The organism is Pseudomonas sp. NFACC24-1, from assembly GCF_900115235.1.
In the GTDB taxonomy this organism is placed as follows: Bacteria; Pseudomonadota; Gammaproteobacteria; order Pseudomonadales; family Pseudomonadaceae; genus Aquipseudomonas; species Aquipseudomonas fluorescens_AA.
Genome location: NZ_FOVS01000018.1, coordinates 118,284 through 136,029 on the forward strand (window position 1 = coordinate 118,284; position 17,746 = coordinate 136,029).

Genomic DNA, 17,746 nt, shown 5'->3' on the forward strand with positions numbered 1-17,746 from the left:
ATGAAGCCTGTAGCGCGACAGAGCAGCTAACCACCCACTGCTCCGTACTTGCTTCCAAAAGATCAGGCTGGTTCACCCTGGCTCCCAGAGAAAGCACGGCCTTTTAATCGCGTGAAGGCAGCCAGTCACTGAATTGGTGTAGTCCACAGCAGCGCAATATCTACCGTCGCCGGTCTTTCACAAAAGCCATCGACGCTGAAATGAATTGGCCCCGGCATATCTGATAAGGCGTGACACCAGAGGTTTGGGTCGTCCAAGTTACTGTGAAAGAATATGTGGAGTTTGCTGTCGATCATGACCCGTTGCCTCGGTAGTGGTCTGCTTGAACTGGCGCGGACTTTTCTATGCTCAGATACGCCTCATGCAGACTTCGCACCGCCACGCCAATGTCTGCTTGGTTGAGAGCTCCATACCCTAGGACGAAGCCATCCTCGAATGGTCCAACGTCATGGTTGAAAGCGCTCAATCTCCTCAGCAGAACATCACGCTTGGCGGCCTCAGCCTGCAAAGCATCCAAATCTACAATTCGACGAAAACGCAGTGTCAAATGCAGCCCCGCGAACCCGCTGCTCAAAGTGATAGCCTCACCGAACGTCTCAGCAAGACATCTACGAAGCTCTGCCTGGCGCGCTGCATACAGCGGACGGACATTAATCAGGTGTCGAGTCAAATGACCGTCATTGATGAAATCAGCAAGTGCAGCCTGGAGAGGTAGATGTCCGGGGCGATAGAGGCTCAACAGTCCTCTCACCATGGAATTCACAAGTGAGGGCGGTACAACCATGTAACTCATGCGTAGACCTGGGTACATCACCTTACTGAAGGTACCCAGATAGATAACACGGCCAGAATTATCTTCACCTTGCAAAGACGGAGACGGTGCTTGGTCGTACCTAAGCTCACTGTCATAATCATCCTCAACTATCCAGAAATTTCGCTGCGCTGCTTGCCGCAGCAAGCGCTCGCGTCGACTGCTGGACAAAATACTTCCCAATGGAAACTGATGCGACGGAGTCACAAAAACCAGCTTAGGGTTCATTGAGAAATGCTCATCACGCATGTCGATGCCTTCCCGATCCACAGGTACAGGAATAGAGCGCACCCCCAGCGACTTCAACATCAGCGCACCGGCCCAGTGGGAAGGGTTCTCTATGCAAACTTGGTCATTGGCATCCGTGAGCAGTCGCAAAATCAGATCCAGGGACTGCTGTGTTCCCATTGTCACAAGAACCTGATCCGGACTGCATCGCACTCCTCTGGCAACGCGCAGATAGTCAGCCAAAGCTCGGCGTAGTGGTAGATAGCCTCCGCCGTTGGCGTAACCGCTCAACTGGGCGAGGTTTTGTCCTAGATAACAGCTTTGCAACCGCTGCCATATTGCATAAGGGAAAGCCGATACATCTGGGACACCTGGTAGGAATGCTCCCTCTCGCTCCTGCAGACCCGCGGCACCAGACAGAATCAGTTGGCCACGCAGTGAAATGGCATCAGGTGCAACTGCGCGAGAGACGGCAACCATCGATCGAATAGGCGGCCTTTCTACTACGAACGTCCCACTGCCAATGCTTCCTACCAAGTATCCATCAGCGGTTAGCATGTCGAAGGCAGCAACGACGGTTATTCGTGAGACACCTATCTGTGCGGCAAGGCTCCGCGTAGAAGGGAGTCTTGAGGAAGGTCGCAATGTACCTTCCTCAATCATGATCCGGAGATGGCGATACAGCTGCTGCTGTAGGGAAACAGCAGAGCGCCTATCAAGCAGATCTTGAATGCGCTCACCAATCAGGGATGCCGTCATTTCAACCTCACACACGACCAAAAGTGAAAGTCACTCCCGGCAAAGAAATAAAGCACTGCCCGACACTTCACGAGACTAGCATCTTCAAGCAGGTAAACATCAACCGACGAGCTCTAGGAATTTCCTGACTCGCTCGGTTTCTGGACTGCTGAAAAACTTCTGTTGTGTAGCCTGCTCGATGATTCCCCTTGCTCAAGGAAGACCACCTGATCCCAAACCGCCCGAGCAAACTCCATTTCGTGGGTAACGAACATCATGGTGCAGCCCTCAGATGATAGGTCTTTCGGCAACTGAAGCACTTCACCCACACGCTCCGAATCCAAGGCGGAAGTAGGTTCGTCGAACAAGATCACTTCACGGCCCATTGCCAACCCTTGGCGATCGCAACCCGTTGTTTCTGTTCTCCCGTGCGCGAGGGCGATCTGCGTTTTGGAATTGCGGCTGCGTGTGTCGATGGTAGGCAAGGTATGGCGCTGCTGATCGAGAAGTCCGCGTATCAGCGCGGCAACGGAAATTGTCGAGGGCGCATCGAGAAGGAGCTCAAAATTCCGGCGGGCACAAATGGGAGCCTGTTGCAGACTCCCATCAGTTCTGTCGATAACCAGTCAGGCGTTCGACCGGATACTTTTACGCAATGCCTCCACCAAGGATTCCAGCTCATCCGCAGTGGCGTCGAAAGGTGGCGCGAAGACGGCCTGGTCTCCAGACCAGCGCAAGTAGTAACCTGCTTCGTAGAGTGCTTCCGTAATACGGTGCCCGCGAACGCCTGGCTGTCCGGGTAGGCTGGCGAACTCCACGCTCCCCGCGAACCCAATGTTGCGAACGTCCACCACATTAGGCTCAAACCTCAGCGAGTGCAGTAACTCCTGGAATAGGTGTTCCTTTTCTCGCACCTTGTCCGCCACACCCTCGGAAGAGAATACGTCCAAAGCCGCCAAACCCGCTGCCACCGCTACCGGATGGGCCGAATATGTGTAGCCATGGAACACACTGTTGGTGAATTCCGGCTGATCCATGAACGTGTTGTAGATCTCGCTGGACATGATGACACCACCGAGCGGCTGAGTGCCATTGGTGACGGTTTTGGCGAAGGTAATCATGTCCGGAACCACACCGAAGCGTTGTGCAGCAAAGTTGGCGCCCATGCGCCCGAAGCCACAGATCACTTCATCGAAAATGAGCAGGATGCCATGCTTTGTGCAGATGTCGCGCAGGCGCTGCAGATAGCCAACCGGTGGCACGAGCACCCCGGTAGAGCCGGCCATTGGCTCGACGATCACCGCCGCAATGTTTGACGCGTCATGCAGGGCCACTAGGCGCTCCAAATCGTCAGCCAGATGCCCCCCCCACGCAGGTTGTCCCTTGGAAAAGGCCATGTGCTCTGAACTGTGAGTATGCGGCAGATGATCGACACCAGGCAGGGTCAGGGTCGAAAACATCTTGCGATTACCAACCATGCCACCGACCGAGATACCGCCAAATCCCACGCCATGATATCCGCGCTCACGGCCGATCATCCGCGTGCGACCGGCATTGCCCTTCAGGCGGTGATAGCCCAGTGCAAGTTTCAGCGCACTGTCGACCGCGTCGGAGCCGCCGGTTGTGTAGAACACGTGGTTGAGTGGATCTGGAGCGAGCGCTGCAATTTTCTCAGTCAGGGTAAACGCCGCTGGATGGCTCATATAGAAGGCAGAGACATAGTCCAGTTTGGCGACTTGTTTTTGTACGGCCTCAACGATTTTCGGATGGCTATGCCCCATACCCGAACACCACAGACCTGAAAACCCATCGAATACCTGTTTTCCGTCGGTGGTGTGCAGGTAACTGCCCTGGGCACCGGTTATGAGGCGCGGCTTGAGCTTGAAAAGTGGATTGGGGGTAAAACCGATGAAGTAAGAATTCAGTTGTTCTGTGGTGAGCGGGGTATCCATGGGCTTTCCTCTGGGATCTTGTTCGTAGATGGAGAAAATCTAACCAAGTTCGCTAGAGGCGCATAGAGCCACTTTTTCTGCCCGGTTGAGTCCACCTCAAACTGGCACAAGCCCCGTAATAGTGCTGACTATTACAGGGTCTTCCCTGTTTTGGTAATTCTCCGAATGGCTCTAAGCAGGCCGAAAAAGTGGATCTACTGTCCTGCGGCCATGACTCTTATTGTCGGTTCCAGAGAACCAACAATCCGAGGATCCGGACATGGCCGTAACACTCAAGAACCCGACACTTTTTCGTAATCAGGCATTTATCGGTGGTGAGTGGACTGCTGCGCTGGATGGCCGCACCTACGAGGTACTCGACCCGTCCACTGGCGCACTTATCACCGTGGTGCCGGACATGTCAGCAGTGGATGCCGCTGAGGCCGTAGTGAGTGCCAAGGCTGCTGGGAAGGATTGGTCGGCAAAGTCCGCAAAGCAGCGTGCACGGATCTTGCGGGATTGGCACGATCTGATTCTGGCCAATAGAGAAGACCTAGCGGCCCTGATTACGCTGGAACAGGGCAAGCCGTTGGCCGAAGCTCGAGCCGAGATCGATTACGGGGCGGCTTACGTTGAGTGGTTCGCTGAAGAGGCCAAGAGAGTCAATGGCGATGTCCTCCCGGCACCATCGGATGATCGCCGCATCGTCGTGATCAAGCAGCCTATCGGTGTCGTCGCAGCGATTACTCCCTGGAACTTCCCCATGGCGATGATTACTCGCAAAGTGGCCCCGGCGCTCGCTGCCGGCTGCACCATAGTGGTCAAGCCGGCAGAGGACACTCCACTAAGCGCCCTAGCTCTTGTGGAGTTGGCCCGCCAGGCAGGGGTTATCAATGGTGCTTTCAATGTGATCACCGCCGCCCGTGGTCACGAAGTGGGCGAAGTGCTTAGTACTCATCCTGACGTGCGCAAGGTGTCATTCACCGGCTCTACACAAGTGGGCCGGATTCTGTTGCGACAGTGTGCTGACACCATCAAGAAAGTCTCCCTCGAGCTCGGTGGCAACGCTCCCTTCATTGTCTATGACGATGCTGATCTGGACGCTGCAGTCGCCGGTGTGATGGCGTGTAAGTTTCGCAATGGCGGGCAGGCCTGCATCAGCGCCAATCGCATTTTTGTGCAAAGCGGTATCTACGATGCTTTCGCCGCACGCTTGAGCGCCGAGGTGAAGCGGTTGCAGGTAGGGCCAGGCACTCTACCCAATGTTGCGCTAGGGCCCATGATCAATGGCAAGGCCATCGAGAAGATCGAATCGCACGTAGCAGATGCGTGCATGCACGGCGCAAAAGTGCTAGTCGGAGGCGCTCGCCATGAATTGGGCGGCAACTTCTATGCCCCGACCGTGCTGGTTGATGTAACCCCCTCAATGCTGGTCAATCGCGAAGAGACTTTTGGCCCGGTAGCCCCTCTGATTCGCTTCGGAGACGAGCATCAGGTGGTCGAGCAAGCCAACGATACCGAGTTCGGCTTGGCGGCGTATTTCTACACCCGCGACCATTCCCGTGCCTGGCGCGTTGCCGAGCAACTGGAGTCTGGCATGGTTGGCATCAACACAGGGCTTATCTCTAACGAGATGGCACCTTTCGGCGGCATCAAACAATCGGGATTAGGCCGTGAAGGCTCTGCTTATGGCATCGAAGATTATCTGGAAATCAAATACATATGCGTAGGAGGCATCTGACGCCAATTCCGGCAGTTGCTTTTTTTGGGAAACTGCATGTCCACCAGCGTGCTTAAAATGCGCTTGGAGAACAACAATGAAAACGAAGCTGCAAAAAGTCAAAAGCCTGGTAGGGATGACCCTTCCTGTAACCGCAACCGTAAGTGTTGGCGTTGATTGAAAGCTGACCCACCCTGCCGATTGAAAATTGACCCAGGACGGATTGCTAATTTTTGCCCCAGCAATTGTGGATAAGCTTAGCAGCAGTGTCCCGGTTCAAGACGCATCAAGCCCCACCGCATGTATGCATGCAGCGGGGCATTTATGGTGCGGATAAAAATGGCTCATCGTCCTCGATATCATCTCCGTCCTTGCGCCTTCGTTCGCGCTTTTTGATCTTTGTATGGGCGGCCAAGGTGCTGTGTTGCAGGCGGTAAGACTCGTTGCCTGTTTCAACTATATGGCAGTGCCGATCCAGCAGCGCCGTGGTCATTTTGGCGTCGCCAAACACACTCGACCATTCCGAGAAGCTGAGGTTGGTGGTGATGACCTCGCTGGTGTACTCGTACAGGTTGGACGGCAGGTAAATAACAGGGCGCCGCCGCTCTGACTAAAAGACAAATACCCCAGCTCATCAAGTATCACCAAGGCTGGCAGGCTCCACTGGTGTGCTCGTACCACCACAGGGATACCTGTAGCCCTGCAAGACATTGCACCAAAAATGGGATCCAGCTGATCTTTGATGAAGTGATCTGTGGCTTTTGGACGTAGGGGCGCTAACTTTGCTGCCCGACCTTTCACGTGGAACCGGACATGATTACGTTCGCCAAGACCGTCACGAACGGCTCCCAGCTATTGGCGGCGTCATCATGACCAACGAAATTACAAGACCTTAATGGCTCAGCCTGAGTACACCAACAGCTTATTCCACGGCTATACTTACTCCGCTCATACTGTAGCGGTAGCGGCAGGCCTGGCGACAATCGATGTATTCCACGATGAAGGTGTGGGTCAGAAGGTTAGAGAAGAGAAGGAAAAGCTTTTCGAAGAACTCTTTCACTCTCTCAAAGGAGAGCCAAATGTGATCGACATTCGAAACGTTGGTTTCGCCGGCAGCGTTGAATTCGCCTCCATCCCAGATCAACCGGGCATTCGAGGTCATCGGATTACTGAAGCCCTGTACGAAGCCGGCTTCTACCTGCGCTGGTCGAAGATCAAACAGTCTTCGCTCCGCCATTTGACGCAACACCTCAGGAACTTGAAGCTCTCGTGGAAGCACTGCGCACTTGCATTCGCGCGAACGCTTAATGATGCACCCGCTTGCTCTAGCCCCTTCGTCTCCCCTTGTACTATCTGCCGTCTAAAGACCAAACCCAGAGTTTTTGATCTGACCGCTGCTTCAGCGTCAGCGTCAGCGAAATCAACTTGCATGGCTCAGGCAAATACCCCCGAAAGGATAGCGGGGATTTAGCTCCGCCTCGATAATGGGTGAACGGTAAGTCTCTGAAAAAGGATCTGCAAATGGTCACTCGGCAAGGCAATGCTTGTTGATCCCCCTAGTAGAGATTTGAGGCTCCGGTTTAACTCACTAGCAATGGCGTTCATGATTGCCAACACTTTCTCAAGTCCTAAACAGGCTGCAGGAACAGCTATTGCCGTATTTGGGCTCGGTTTACTGAGCCTTGACGGATTCACGCTGCACTACGGTGAATCTACTGATTTTGGGGTGTGCTGCATGCTTCGCATTACACATCGTGATTGTCTCAACGTTCGCAACACCCGCCATCTCCATGGCATCAACCTCAATCCAGCTGGGGCTGGTTGGCTCGCTTTCTTTGATATGGAGCTTGGCTGGTAACCAGTTTTCTTTTCCCAGCGCCCTCCCTACGACAGTTACCATCCTTTCGCTGGCGCTGTTCGCTACTGCCTTGCCTTACGCCATTCAAAATCGTGCTCAGGCTGTGCTTGCCCCTGAAAAGGTCGCACTAATACTTATTTGCGAACCTGTGTTTAGTGGGGTGTTTGGTTATTTTCTCGCTGGAGATCACTTTCCCCCCGAAAGACTTGCAGGGGCGGCGTTAATCCTTCTGGGCATTGCAGTCACGGAGCTTCGAATCGCGCGTATCGCGCTTGACCCCCAACGTAGATCTTGACGTCGCCTGAGGGTCTCGCGATGTCAAAATAGCCATTTTCCTTGCGCCCAGATGTAAGTAATGTCGCCACACCAAAGCTGATTGGGCGCGGGTATATCGAACTTTTGATTCAGAGTATTCTGAATATCAGGTCACTCCACCGTTGCCTTTTTTTATAGGAGTTCGAGCCCGGCTGCTTACTGATCAAACCCAGTTCCCGCGCCAGGCCACGCACCTTGAAACGACCGATCTGTTCGCCGTCGTCTTGCATCATCGACACGATACTGCGACTGCCGGCCGCGCTCCGATTTTGCGTAAACAGTTCATTAACTCGACTGCGTAATCTAACCCGCTCAACGTTTGGAGTTCGACGCCTGATGTGATGGTTGTAGTAGCACGAACGCGGCACATCACCCAACGCTCCAAACGAACGGGTATGGGCATCAAACAACATCTCGTAGCCTTGGCTGGGGTACGCAACCAACCAGAATGCGCGACTGGTGCATAGCTACATATGGGAGACCTGGATACGTCGAAACAGGCCACCGATCAGCAGACTCTCTTCGCTCCAGTCAAATTGAAACGCCTCGCCGAGGGCAAAAGTCAGCGGTACAAAAGCGCGTAAAGACTTGCCTTGCTCGCACCGCCAAGAGCGGACAAACGCCGTGAGCTGGCTGTAACCGCCGTCATAACCCTCGGCCTTGATCTGCTCAAAAAGTGCTTTGACGCTCCTGCGGTTATGTTTTGGCCGGAACGAATCGGTCTTGAGCGCCTGCTCCAGCGTCTCGTGGAATGGGCTGAGTTTGTTGAAGGTTGCGCACCGTTGGTGCGCCGGCTGAGTGGCTTCGGGCGCTCTGACCCCTTTTCGGATGGTGTTTCTAGAAAGCCCGGTACGCTTGGCTATCTGATGCAGTGAGAGTTTGTCGCGGAAGTACATCCGCCGGATTTTTCCCAACATTTCCATGCTGATCACCCTGTGTTCTCCTGCTCAAAAAGTAAGGAGAGGCAGTTGAACACCTGGGTCGGTTTTCAGTCGGCAGAAGAGCCTCTAAAGGGTCAGTTTTCGATCAGCGGCAACAGTGACTCTGCCGCCCTACCGAGACACCGAGTTAAACTTTGAAGTTTGACATCAGCTTCATCTGCTCAGTAGCAAGATGGCTGAGGGACTGGCTGATAGTTGCGGAATCTTCGGCTTTCAAAGTCAAGGACTGAGCGACGTCTCGAATCGCAGAGATATTACGACTGACCTCCTCCGATACCGCGCTTTGCTCCTCCGCAGCACTTGCGATTTGAAGTGTCATATCGCTGATCACCTCCACGCCATGGTTGATGTCCCGGAACTTCTGGACAGTAATCTTCGCGATCTGAACACTTTCAACGGCCTGCGAGTGGCTGTCGCGGATCGAGCTGACCACGCTACCAGTGCCTTGCTGCAAGTGTTCGATGACCACCTGAATTTCAGCCACCGAATCTTGAGTACGCTTCGCCAAGTGCCTCACCTCATCAGCCACCACAGCGAAGCCTCTGCCAGAGTCACCTGCTCGTGCTGCCTCGATGGCCGCGTTGAGAGCTAACAGATTTGTCTGCTCCGCCACGGAATTGATGATGTCGAGCACGCCACCTATTTTCAAGCTAGTTGCCGATAAGGTCTCTGCTTGCTGCACAGCTAAATCAAGTTTAGAAGCAAGCTTGGTGATGGACTGCGTTGTCTGATCCACTGTCTTTTGGCCTTGCTGAGTCGCACCGTCAACCCGGCGGACGGCGTCTGCGGCAAGCGCAGCGTTGCGGGCAACGTCCTGTGAAGTGGCACTCATTTCAAGAGAGGCAGCTGCCGCCTGATGAACTTCGCGCAGCTGAGCATGCATACTCGTACTTGTTTGATTCGCAACCTCTGCTGCCTCACCAGCAGTTTGTCTAGTGCAGTCAGCGGATTGGCTCACTTTTCTGATGATGGGCTGAAGCTTATCCAAGAACTGATTGAATGCCGTCGTCAAACTCCCAACCTCGTCGGATGGGGCGTAATCTACGCGGCGTGTCAAATCGCCCCCGCCACTGGCTATGTCCTTGAAAACGTCCGCCACTCGCAATATAGGTCGACTGATTGTACCCGCCATCAGCCACAGGATGAGAATGCTCACCAAAGCAGCGGACACTCCTAAAAGCGTCTGTAGGGTGGTTGCCTCTTTGCTAGCTTGGCTGAGATGCGCATGCAGCGCATTGGATGACGCAAACACCAACTCATCAGGTACCTGAATGATCACTGCCCAATTATCGCCACCTTGGATAGGCGCAAATGCCGCCACTACAGCGGTTTTGCCTTCAGCCTTCAGAACAGTAGGGCCCTGGTCTCCCAGATGCTCAATGAGCTGACCACTGGTCACTTGGTCGACCTCCGAGAACTTCCTCCCTGCAGACAATGGCTCACCACTCCGTGCCGCAATCACCCCATCAGCACTAACAAAGGTTATTTGTGATTTACCGTCGTAGAGTCCTTGACTAGAAGCATCAACAATTTGCTGAAGACTGCCTAAACTTATGTCGACACAAATTACACCTAGGCGTGCAGTCCCAGCAAAAATTGGAATCGACACTGTAGACATTAATGCCGTGACACCTTCCGAATTAGTAAAGGAATAAGGATTTGTCACGCAGTCTTTGCCGCTCTTCATCGCGCATGTGTACCAGAACGTTCCTGGGGTTCCGTCATCCGCCATTTCCTTGTCGCTCATTATATACCCAGGCATCTGGGGCGATGCATAAATATAAGGAGCGAAACGTCCAGTTTCATTGCCACCTGCAGCCTTGTCGCCCACAAATTTTGAGTCGGATCCATCCAACGCGTTAGCCGCGAAGCCGATACCCACTCCCGACCCTTCAGAGTTAACTGTAACCTGGTTTTGGAGTAGTTCTATTAATCCTTTGCGGACTGAGGACGGATCCAGCTTTTGCTGCTGGCTATAAGCACGGTGATAGGTGACCTGCTGCATTAGCGCGTCACCAAAAATCCGCGCATCTGAAAAACGCTTACTCACAAGTTGCGCTTGCGTCTGACCAAGCGACTGCATGTACTGAAGAGCACTGTCTCCTAGCATTTTGGTACTGTAATCAGTACTAAGCGTCGAGATACCATTGATGTTATTTATCGAGAATGCTACCAAGGCACTCACGGTGCCGAGCATGCACAGCCCCGCGAGACCAGCGATACGAAATTTAATTGATAGACTGGCCAATGTGCAATTACTCAAGACGGATGGGGAATAGATTAGCAAATGTGCAGGAACCAACAGCCCACAGTTACAACTGAAACTATTGCTAAACATGGCCTAATCAAGCCAAGTAACGCAGTGAATTAGTCCGCAAGCCTCCATCAGCATCGAGATCCCTTCCGGCCAGCAAAAACTCACCGTTCAATGGCCAACTTCAGATGCTGATGGTTGCGCCCGTTTTATCCTTGAGCTTGCCCGGTGATCCGCATCGACTCCATTTGGCTCGCCACCGAGCCCATGGTTAATATGATGTAATACTTCCCGAAGTTTTTTGTTGTCAAAACAGACCGTCTTTGGCGCTCATGGTTTAAGATGAGCGCACGCCGACCCACTAGTGCTTGAACATCACATGGCGAATTACGGTGTAGTCTTCCAACCCGTACATAGACATATCTTTGCCGTAGCCCGACTGCTTTAAACCTCCGTGGGGCATTTCACTCGCAAGCATGAAGTGCGTATTAACCCAAGTGCAGCCATATTGCAAACGTGCAGCAAGGCGATGTGCTCGTCCAACATCTGATGTCCACACGGATGATGCAAGACCATAATCTGAGTCATTTGCCCACGCCAACACCTGAGATTCATCTTCAAATTCGGTTACCGAAACTACCGGGCCAAAAACTTCCCTTCGCACTACCTCATCATCTTGACGAGCTCCGGCGAGCACCGTTGGTTGGAAAAAGAAACCAGGGCCTTCAACCCGTTTACCACCAGTCACCACTTTTATATGCGGCAAAGATCGCGCCCTTTCAACGAAGCCGACCACACGCTCTAAGTGCTGCTCAGTAATCATCGGCCCTAACTCGGTGTCCGGATCATCCTGAAGACCGCACTTAATTTGGGATACGGCCAACCCAAGCTTTTCAACAAACTGATCATAGATGCCTTTTTGCACATAGATCCGGCAGGCTGCGGTACAATCTTGTCCTGCGTTATAAAAGCCGAAATTACGTATACCATCTACTGCCGCATTGATGTCTGCGTCATCAAAAATTATGACAGGGGCTTTACCTCCCAACTCCATATGCATTCGTTTAACAGTGTTCGCTGTCTCAGCGATGATATGAGTTCCAGTGGCCACTGAACCTGTTAGTGAGACCATCCGCACTTTATCGTGGGTAGTAAGTGGCTGACCAACAGTTAGCCCTCGACCAAATACGATATTGACCACACCTGCTGGAAAAACCGTAGCAATTAAAGCGGCTAACTTCAGCGCAGTCAGTGGTGTTTGTTCGGAGGGTTTAAGAACAACCGTATTCCCAGCGGCTAGTGCTGGAGCTAGCTTCCATGCCGCCATCATCAAGGGATAGTTCCATGGCGCAATCGATGCGACGACGCCGATTGGATCCCGACGAATCATAGAAGTGTGACCAGCCAAATACTCTCCAGCTGCGGCGCCCTGTAAGCAGCGACTTGCTCCCGCGAAAAAGCGAAATATATCTGACACTCCAGGAAGTTCATCAGCTAAAGCCGCCGCGTAAGGTTTACCACAGTTATCGGACTCCAGACGCGCTAACTCTTTGGCATGACTATCGATGACATCTGCAAGTTTAAGAAGCAATAGCGAGCGATCTTTTGGAGTAGTCTGCGACCAACTCTCGAACGCGGCATCAGCGGCCTTGACGGCGCGATCAACCTGGGAAGGTGTTGCCTCGGCAATTTCTGCCAATCTGCAGCCGAGCGAAGGATTCATAACTACAAGGCGCTCGCCTTCCCCTTCGACAAGTTGGCCGTCAATGAGCATTTTGAAGTGCATAAGTTTCTCCATCGAGCGCAAGGACTTACTCCATTGAGCTCAAAAAATTTAGGATTATAGAATGTTTATCATTTGCCAAGCCAAACGTCCAGTTAAAGATTCAAAACAATTTTTCAGCGGAAACATAGTCTCTCATGCCCCCCTGAAACAATAGGAATCTATACAGGTATTTCCAAGGATTGCTTACCTTTCAAAATCCACGCGACCACGCAACCAATTAAAAGCCATGCAACACCTACGAACTGGGCATTCGAATTGGCACTGAACAATGCGTAGCACAGAACGGCTGCACCTATCACAGGAGAGACGACATGCTTAAAGAAAGACTTGTCAGCCTTACTTTTGAAGAAAAAAACAACAGAAATGTGAAGCATTACATAAGCAGTCAATGCGCCGAATGTCACCATTGTCACGATCATTTCAATGTGATCTTTGGCAAGAATTGCAATAATGAGTGAAAGCGCAGCGACGAGATACAACGCTATAATCGGGGTTTCATTTCTATTGAGCTTAGTGAGCATACTGGGCAATTTTTTGTCGCGCGCCATGCAGTAGATGACTTTCGTCGTAGTAGCCTGTGAGGTGAGCGCATTGGCCAGCAAAGCGATCAGTGCGTTTGTTAAAGTAATAACAGGCAGGAACCAAGCCCCAACTATTTGCGTGCTAACCGTGTAAAACGCCACATCAGCGTCAGCGCCTTCGAATGTAGAACCTAGCGGAACAAAGACAGATACTAGATAAACTTGCGCTACAAACAATACAGTAACGATGACAAGCAATAACATCGTGGCCTTCGATACGGTTTTGCCGCCACCCTTGGCCTCTTCATTTAAAGTAGAGACAGCGTCAAAGCCGATAAAACTCAAAGCAGCGATTGGTACAGCGCTAAAGACAGCGGAAATACTGAACTGAGCCGGATTATAGAATGGAGCAAGTAGTTGAGCCCTAGAAACTGCACCGTCAGCAATAAGCCCGATCGAATATACTACGAAAATTGAGAGAACAACCAACTGAATAATCAGAAGAACTTTGCCGACGTTCACGTTAACAGTAATTCCGAAAAAATTAACGATCAGAGGTACAGCAACAAAGAGCACTAGCCAAACAGTTTTATCGATTTCAGGAAACAGCGGTTGTAGCGCCGCCGCACCGAGAATCGCCAGCAATGCTGGAAGCAAGAGATAGTCCAACAAAATCGACCATCCTGCCATAAAACCAAATGTTGAATTTGTACCTTTTGTTACGTAAGAATATACCGACCCAGAGAGAGTAATGTGTTTCGCCATTTCACTGTAACTAATTGCACTGAATATCATGGCAATAGCTGCAAAGGCATAAGTCAGTGCGCTCATGCCGTTGGAGATATTGTGAATCGCTCCAAAGACAGGAATAGGAGCAATTGGACCAAAGTAAAGCAAACCATAGACAATTACGTCAGTAAGCGAGAGTTTCTTGCTGAGTTTACGACCCTCATTTGGCATAACCAAGGCATCACTCATTTTATTCCCCTTAACGATTGGCTGGGTACTTCCCCAGGCAGATTCGCACTACGTTTATCACACACTAGAAAAATCAGCTATGACAACGCGAAACGTTTTTGTTCTAAACAAACATCGGGACTGCAAGAATCCTTCGTATCAACCGCCAAACTTAATGTTTGGCATCAGATAAGTTCCATTATAAGACCCTTTGCCAAAGTGGACTTTCGAACAAGCGAACGGCGCTTTTCGTATGCGTGCACACCTCAACAGATGAAGCCTATAGCGCGACAGAGCAGCTAACCATCCGCTGCTCCGTACTTGCATCTAAATGCTAAGCCTAATGCCTACTCATCGAGTCGGACGCTCAGTTTGAATCAATCGCTACGTCTAACGGTTCAGGATCAAGGAACCGCCTAAGCACGTTGCCTGTGAGACGAGCAACATTATTGTCGTAGTCGTTGTGAGAAAGAGAGCCGGTATACGCAATCGACCCCACGGAAAATACTCCTCCCCCACCCGGCAGTGGAGTTAAGACGATATCTGCCCGCAAGCGTGACTGCTCAGTGCCGCCAATGGCAGGAATTGACTCGAGAACATCTTCGGCTGCCAGAAGGTAGGCATCCGAGAGCGGCCCTGACGTGGCTAGTAACAGTGCCCCGGGTGCTGATCCTAGCGAAGGATCGTATCGATCAATCTCCGCACCCGCGGCGCCACCGCCCATGATCCCAAAATCGCCTATACGCTCATCACGACCAATCCCTTCAAACGCAAATGCGGCAAGAGGATCGTAGCTGTCAGTAAGTCGCTCATAGTAAGTACTACGATCAAAGCCCTGCCCTGCGAATCCAACTCCTAACAATCGCTGTGGTGGCATACCTTTATTGCGCCACAGCCCGGCAATCTCTCCGGAAGTTTGGTGCCGGCGGTCACCAAACGCCGACTCGTGAGGCCTGGTACCGGCATCTGATCTTCGCAACTCCATGATATGCCGGTCTTCTGGATCAAAAGAAACAGTGGCGAAGAACCCATTTCCTCCCAGATACATCAAACGTCCACCGTTAGCAGTGAACGACTCAATCGCGTTAAGCTCGTTGCGCGTTACATACTCTGGATGGCTACAAGTGATCAAAATCTTATAATCTTTGATCAGGTCAAATCCCTCGCGATCAAGATCTTCGTCTGTGAGCGCATCAAACTCACAATCAATCGCCTCAAGCCAGTGCGCAATGCAGAGGTCAGCAGGAAGCCCCCACACACCTTCCGCCATGAACCAAGCGCGGTGCTTAGGATTGAGGGTCAGGATCGGACGACGGGGGCTGCTAAAAACAACACCCGACCCGTCATTATGTATTTCATAGCAGGAGCGACCAAACTCGGGATGATCTTGAAGCGTCAAATCCTGCCGATCAATGATCGGTGTACGGCTGGCTATAATTTCCGCTCCATTTGCTTCAAAGGCGATTCGGTCGTTGGCATACGCTAGGTAAGTTGCAGTGGAAAACAGCACTGCAACTTCGCGCTTGTGAGCACCTGGTTTGACAAAAAATGGGATGTACTGCTCGGCGCCCTCGCCCAGTAGTTTAACGGCATACACGCCACTTGTGAGATCCTCTGGAACCTCCATTGTGAATGCCGTCGGCCATTGAGCGTCTGTGATGTCATCGTCATGAAAATGAATGGCGTCGAACTCATTCGGTGCAGTCCTGAAGTCGTCATTCAACCCTTGGAATCTGTGTCCGGTCACTCCACGTGTCGGAGTGTTGAAACAGCGGCCGTGCAAATCATTTTTGGACTCGTCGACAACGTCTTTCAGCAAGAGGCCGTCCGCGCGATTGCTTTTCCCAAAGTGCCAGGCAGCAACCTCGTCAGCAACCGAATCACCCGGGTTTAGACGCGAGATGCGTATCCCACCGATCTTTCCATTGTAGGCTGCGGTTGCCAGCAATTGGCCGCCCTCATAACGTGCAAGAGCGCCTATTCGGAAGGGTGCTGTGGTGTTTGAGCGCCCAGTGCGAAATGGAACCGTGAGTGACTCTCCGGTCAGCGTATTTGCGCTCGATGACAGACGGTTCATGATGTTATCAATTGGTTCCTGGCCTATGCGCACGGAACCAAGATCGGGTTTTATCGTAACAGTGATGCGGTACCATTGATGTGCAATAAGGGGCGTTGCCAATGAGATTTTGCGCGTCTCGCCAGCTTCTCCCCATACAAATGTTGGTCGGCCTTCTTCCAACACAAGCGCGTAGCCAGCAGAACTCTCAGCAGACCAGTTTCCGAGCACTGCCTGTAGGCTAGAGTCACCACTTATCGAGTTCTGAGCAACGGTGTAAGCGCCAAAATTACCCGACCGCGTTCCGTGAGGAAGCGTCGGAAATATATGAGCTTCGATAATCAACCCATCCGGTGAACGGAGCAGTTCCTTCGGATCATTGACCTCAACGTAGGAGCCTGGCTGGCACACATATTCGTGACCTTCATAGCCCCCCTCGAACGACGAGGCGATTGGCGTCTCAAGGAAGCCTGGACTCGATCCTCCTGTGAACCCGTGACGGAGCTTAACCAGAGAGGCTTCATATTTTGCCACTCCTTCGCAACTCACCTTGAAAGAAAGACTTTGCCCAGGCGATACCGAGAAACGATCGCTATAGCCGAAAATTTGCTTGTTTGTATTTTTCATTTCCATTTCACCCGTTAAGCAACTGTGAATCCAGTTGGCATTACTTGATATCCAGGAGCGCCCGGCAACGAAGCGAAAAAACGTGACGCAAGGCATCTTCGTAAGTCAGGAAAACCCCTGGACTTGGCACGAAATTTCCTCGCTTCCCGATCACTATGTTTCCGACTCCCCAAGGCCCATCGGTACCAAGTGAAATGATGATGGCTTTGCCCGTGATGGAGGCGCCGCCCAGCCCCCGCACAACTCTCCCAGTCTTATCATCGTGGGGCCCGAGCGGCGAGCGCTCGAATGAAGCGACCACGTCAGCATCGCAGTCGGCGCGCAGGCGCCCGTAAAACCGGGCTTGGAATAACGTAGCCAATTCTGCTTCGCGTTCTGAGGAAGTACGCATGATCAAGCCCTCAGTGCGGTGATTGTTGTTTTTTTCATATATTCCTCTTACTTATCAGTTGCTCAAATATCCTTGTTGCGCACTCGCAACATGGCGGCGCTTCGCTCCGATGGTGAAAACTGACCGTCCTATGCCGGTGAAGACATATTCCATCGCGCGGGAGGGGTAATCTTTCATGTGAGAGAACTCATATTTTCGCCAGAGCGTACGCCGCACCAAATCGGTGCAATAAGTGCTTTACTACGAATCGGTGAGGGGCTGCCTTTTCGCACCTTCAAGGTCCGATAGACGACTCAAGGGCCTTCGCTTTCGATCCGCCAGAAGAAGTTGCGGCTTACTTCTGCTAAAGTTTGGCTAGGCTCTGTACGAAAAGAGATGTCGCAAACACCGCATGGAACAAGCCAGCGCGACCATGGCGGCATAGCTTTTTGCGAGCTTGTCGAAGCTTGTCACGATGCGGCGGTTTTCTTTCAGCCAGCCAAACATGCGCTCGATGATGTTGCGCTGTCGGTACTTAGGCCTATCAAACAGTCTGGGTAAGCCGGGTTTGGGTTTGCGCTTCATTGAGCGCAGCGGGATGACGGGCTGCATTCGATATTGGTCGCAGTAACG

The 17,746-nt window shown here is 52.1% G+C and carries 11 protein-coding genes and 3 pseudogenes; 4 read left to right on the top strand and 10 right to left on the bottom strand.

All coding sequences use genetic code 11. The features are described from left to right. Positions 1 to 292 precede the first annotated feature (292 nt). From BM317_RS17945 to BM317_RS17955, 3 genes and pseudogenes are all read right to left on the bottom strand, one after another. Positions 293 to 1,798, bottom strand: a complete 1,506-nt coding sequence (locus tag BM317_RS17945; protein WP_092170459.1) for a MocR-like pyridoxine biosynthesis transcription factor PdxR — start codon at positions 1,796 to 1,798, stop codon at positions 293 to 295. Positions 1,799 to 1,897: 99 nt separating this feature from the next. After that, positions 1,898 to 2,169: pseudogene (locus BM317_RS17950) on the bottom strand (amino acid ABC transporter ATP-binding protein); the annotation flags it as partial. 234 nt (positions 2,170 to 2,403) lie between these two features. Beyond that, positions 2,404 to 3,729, bottom strand: a complete 1,326-nt coding sequence (locus tag BM317_RS17955; RefSeq protein ID WP_092170462.1) for an omega-aminotransferase AptA — start codon at positions 3,727 to 3,729, stop codon at positions 2,404 to 2,406. 259 nt (positions 3,730 to 3,988) lie between these two features. On the opposite strand from BM317_RS17955, the gene BM317_RS17960 reads away from it, so the two are divergent. After that, on the top strand, positions 3,989 to 5,449 hold the full coding sequence (locus tag BM317_RS17960; protein WP_092170465.1) for an NAD-dependent succinate-semialdehyde dehydrogenase: 1,461 nt from the start codon (positions 3,989 to 3,991) through the stop codon (positions 5,447 to 5,449). 301 nt (positions 5,450 to 5,750) lie between these two features. On the opposite strand, the pseudogene BM317_RS17965 reads toward BM317_RS17960, so the two are convergent. Continuing rightward, a pseudogene (locus BM317_RS17965) lies at positions 5,751 to 6,076 on the bottom strand (ATP-binding protein); the annotation flags it as partial. Between the two features lie 247 nt (positions 6,077 to 6,323). Between BM317_RS17965 and BM317_RS31180 the strand changes: the two are divergent. From BM317_RS31180 to BM317_RS31400, 3 genes are all read left to right on the top strand, one after another. After that, complete coding sequence (locus tag BM317_RS31180; protein WP_256574164.1) at positions 6,324 to 6,899, top strand: aminotransferase class III-fold pyridoxal phosphate-dependent enzyme; 576 nt, start codon at positions 6,324 to 6,326, stop codon at positions 6,897 to 6,899. 132 nt (positions 6,900 to 7,031) lie between these two features. Continuing rightward, positions 7,032 to 7,286 carry a hypothetical protein gene (locus tag BM317_RS31185; protein WP_256574165.1) on the top strand — a complete coding sequence of 85 codons (255 nt, stop codon included), beginning with the start codon at positions 7,032 to 7,034 and terminating at the stop codon, positions 7,284 to 7,286. Then, the gene (locus BM317_RS31400) at positions 7,183 to 7,581 is read left to right on the top strand and encodes an EamA family transporter (RefSeq protein ID WP_368665053.1); all 399 of its coding nucleotides are present in this window, start codon (positions 7,183 to 7,185) and stop codon (positions 7,579 to 7,581) included. Before BM317_RS31185 ends, BM317_RS31400 begins: the two co-directional genes overlap by 104 nt. Before the next feature lie 32 nt (positions 7,582 to 7,613). Here BM317_RS31400 and istA read toward each other — a convergent pair. The 6 genes and pseudogenes from istA to BM317_RS18010 all read right to left on the bottom strand — a co-directional run. Continuing rightward, a pseudogene (gene istA, locus BM317_RS31190) lies at positions 7,614 to 8,533 on the bottom strand (IS21 family transposase); the annotation flags it as partial. A gap of 136 nt (positions 8,534 to 8,669) precedes the next feature. Further along, positions 8,670 to 10,739, bottom strand: a complete 2,070-nt coding sequence (locus BM317_RS17985; RefSeq protein ID WP_170866267.1) for a methyl-accepting chemotaxis protein — start codon at positions 10,737 to 10,739, stop codon at positions 8,670 to 8,672. Positions 10,740 to 11,157: 418 nt separating this feature from the next. Beyond that, entirely contained in the window at positions 11,158 to 12,582 is a 1,425-nt protein-coding gene (locus BM317_RS17990) for a gamma-aminobutyraldehyde dehydrogenase (RefSeq protein WP_092176928.1), read from the bottom strand. Between the two features lie 158 nt (positions 12,583 to 12,740). Next, positions 12,741 to 14,081 carry an APC family permease gene (locus BM317_RS17995; protein ID WP_092176931.1) on the bottom strand — a complete coding sequence of 447 codons (1,341 nt, stop codon included), beginning with the start codon at positions 14,079 to 14,081 and terminating at the stop codon, positions 12,741 to 12,743. A 346-nt stretch (positions 14,082 to 14,427) separates the two neighbouring features. Continuing rightward, the gene (locus BM317_RS18000; RefSeq protein ID WP_218189444.1) at positions 14,428 to 16,839 is read right to left on the bottom strand and encodes a N,N-dimethylformamidase beta subunit family domain-containing protein; all 2,412 of its coding nucleotides are present in this window, start codon (positions 16,837 to 16,839) and stop codon (positions 14,428 to 14,430) included. 649 nt (positions 16,840 to 17,488) lie between these two features. Next, the coding region (locus tag BM317_RS18010; RefSeq protein ID WP_139236045.1) for a transposase at positions 17,489 to 17,746 on the bottom strand (258 nt) is incomplete at its 5' end.

What these genes read in the sequence shown, in the direction of transcription:
- BM317_RS18000 (WP_218189444.1), bottom strand. Translation starts at nt 16,839, where the DNA reads ATGCCTTGCGTCACGTTTTTTCGCTTCGTTGCCGGGCGCTCCTGGATA.
- BM317_RS31180 (WP_256574164.1), top strand. Translation starts at nt 6,324, where the DNA reads ATGGCTCAGCCTGAGTACACCAACAGCTTATTCCACGGCTATACTTAC.
- BM317_RS17995 (WP_092176931.1), bottom strand. Translation starts at nt 14,081, where the DNA reads ATGAGTGATGCCTTGGTTATGCCAAATGAGGGTCGTAAACTCAGCAAG.
- BM317_RS31185 (WP_256574165.1), top strand. Translation starts at nt 7,032, where the DNA reads ATGATTGCCAACACTTTCTCAAGTCCTAAACAGGCTGCAGGAACAGCT.
- BM317_RS17960 (WP_092170465.1), top strand. Translation starts at nt 3,989, where the DNA reads ATGGCCGTAACACTCAAGAACCCGACACTTTTTCGTAATCAGGCATTT.
- BM317_RS17955 (WP_092170462.1), bottom strand. Translation starts at nt 3,729, where the DNA reads ATGGATACCCCGCTCACCACAGAACAACTGAATTCTTACTTCATCGGT.
- BM317_RS17985 (WP_170866267.1), bottom strand. Translation starts at nt 10,739, where the DNA reads ATGCTCGGCACCGTGAGTGCCTTGGTAGCATTCTCGATAAATAACATC.
- BM317_RS17990 (WP_092176928.1), bottom strand. Translation starts at nt 12,582, where the DNA reads ATGCACTTCAAAATGCTCATTGACGGCCAACTTGTCGAAGGGGAAGGC.
- BM317_RS17945 (WP_092170459.1), bottom strand. Translation starts at nt 1,798, where the DNA reads ATGACGGCATCCCTGATTGGTGAGCGCATTCAAGATCTGCTTGATAGG.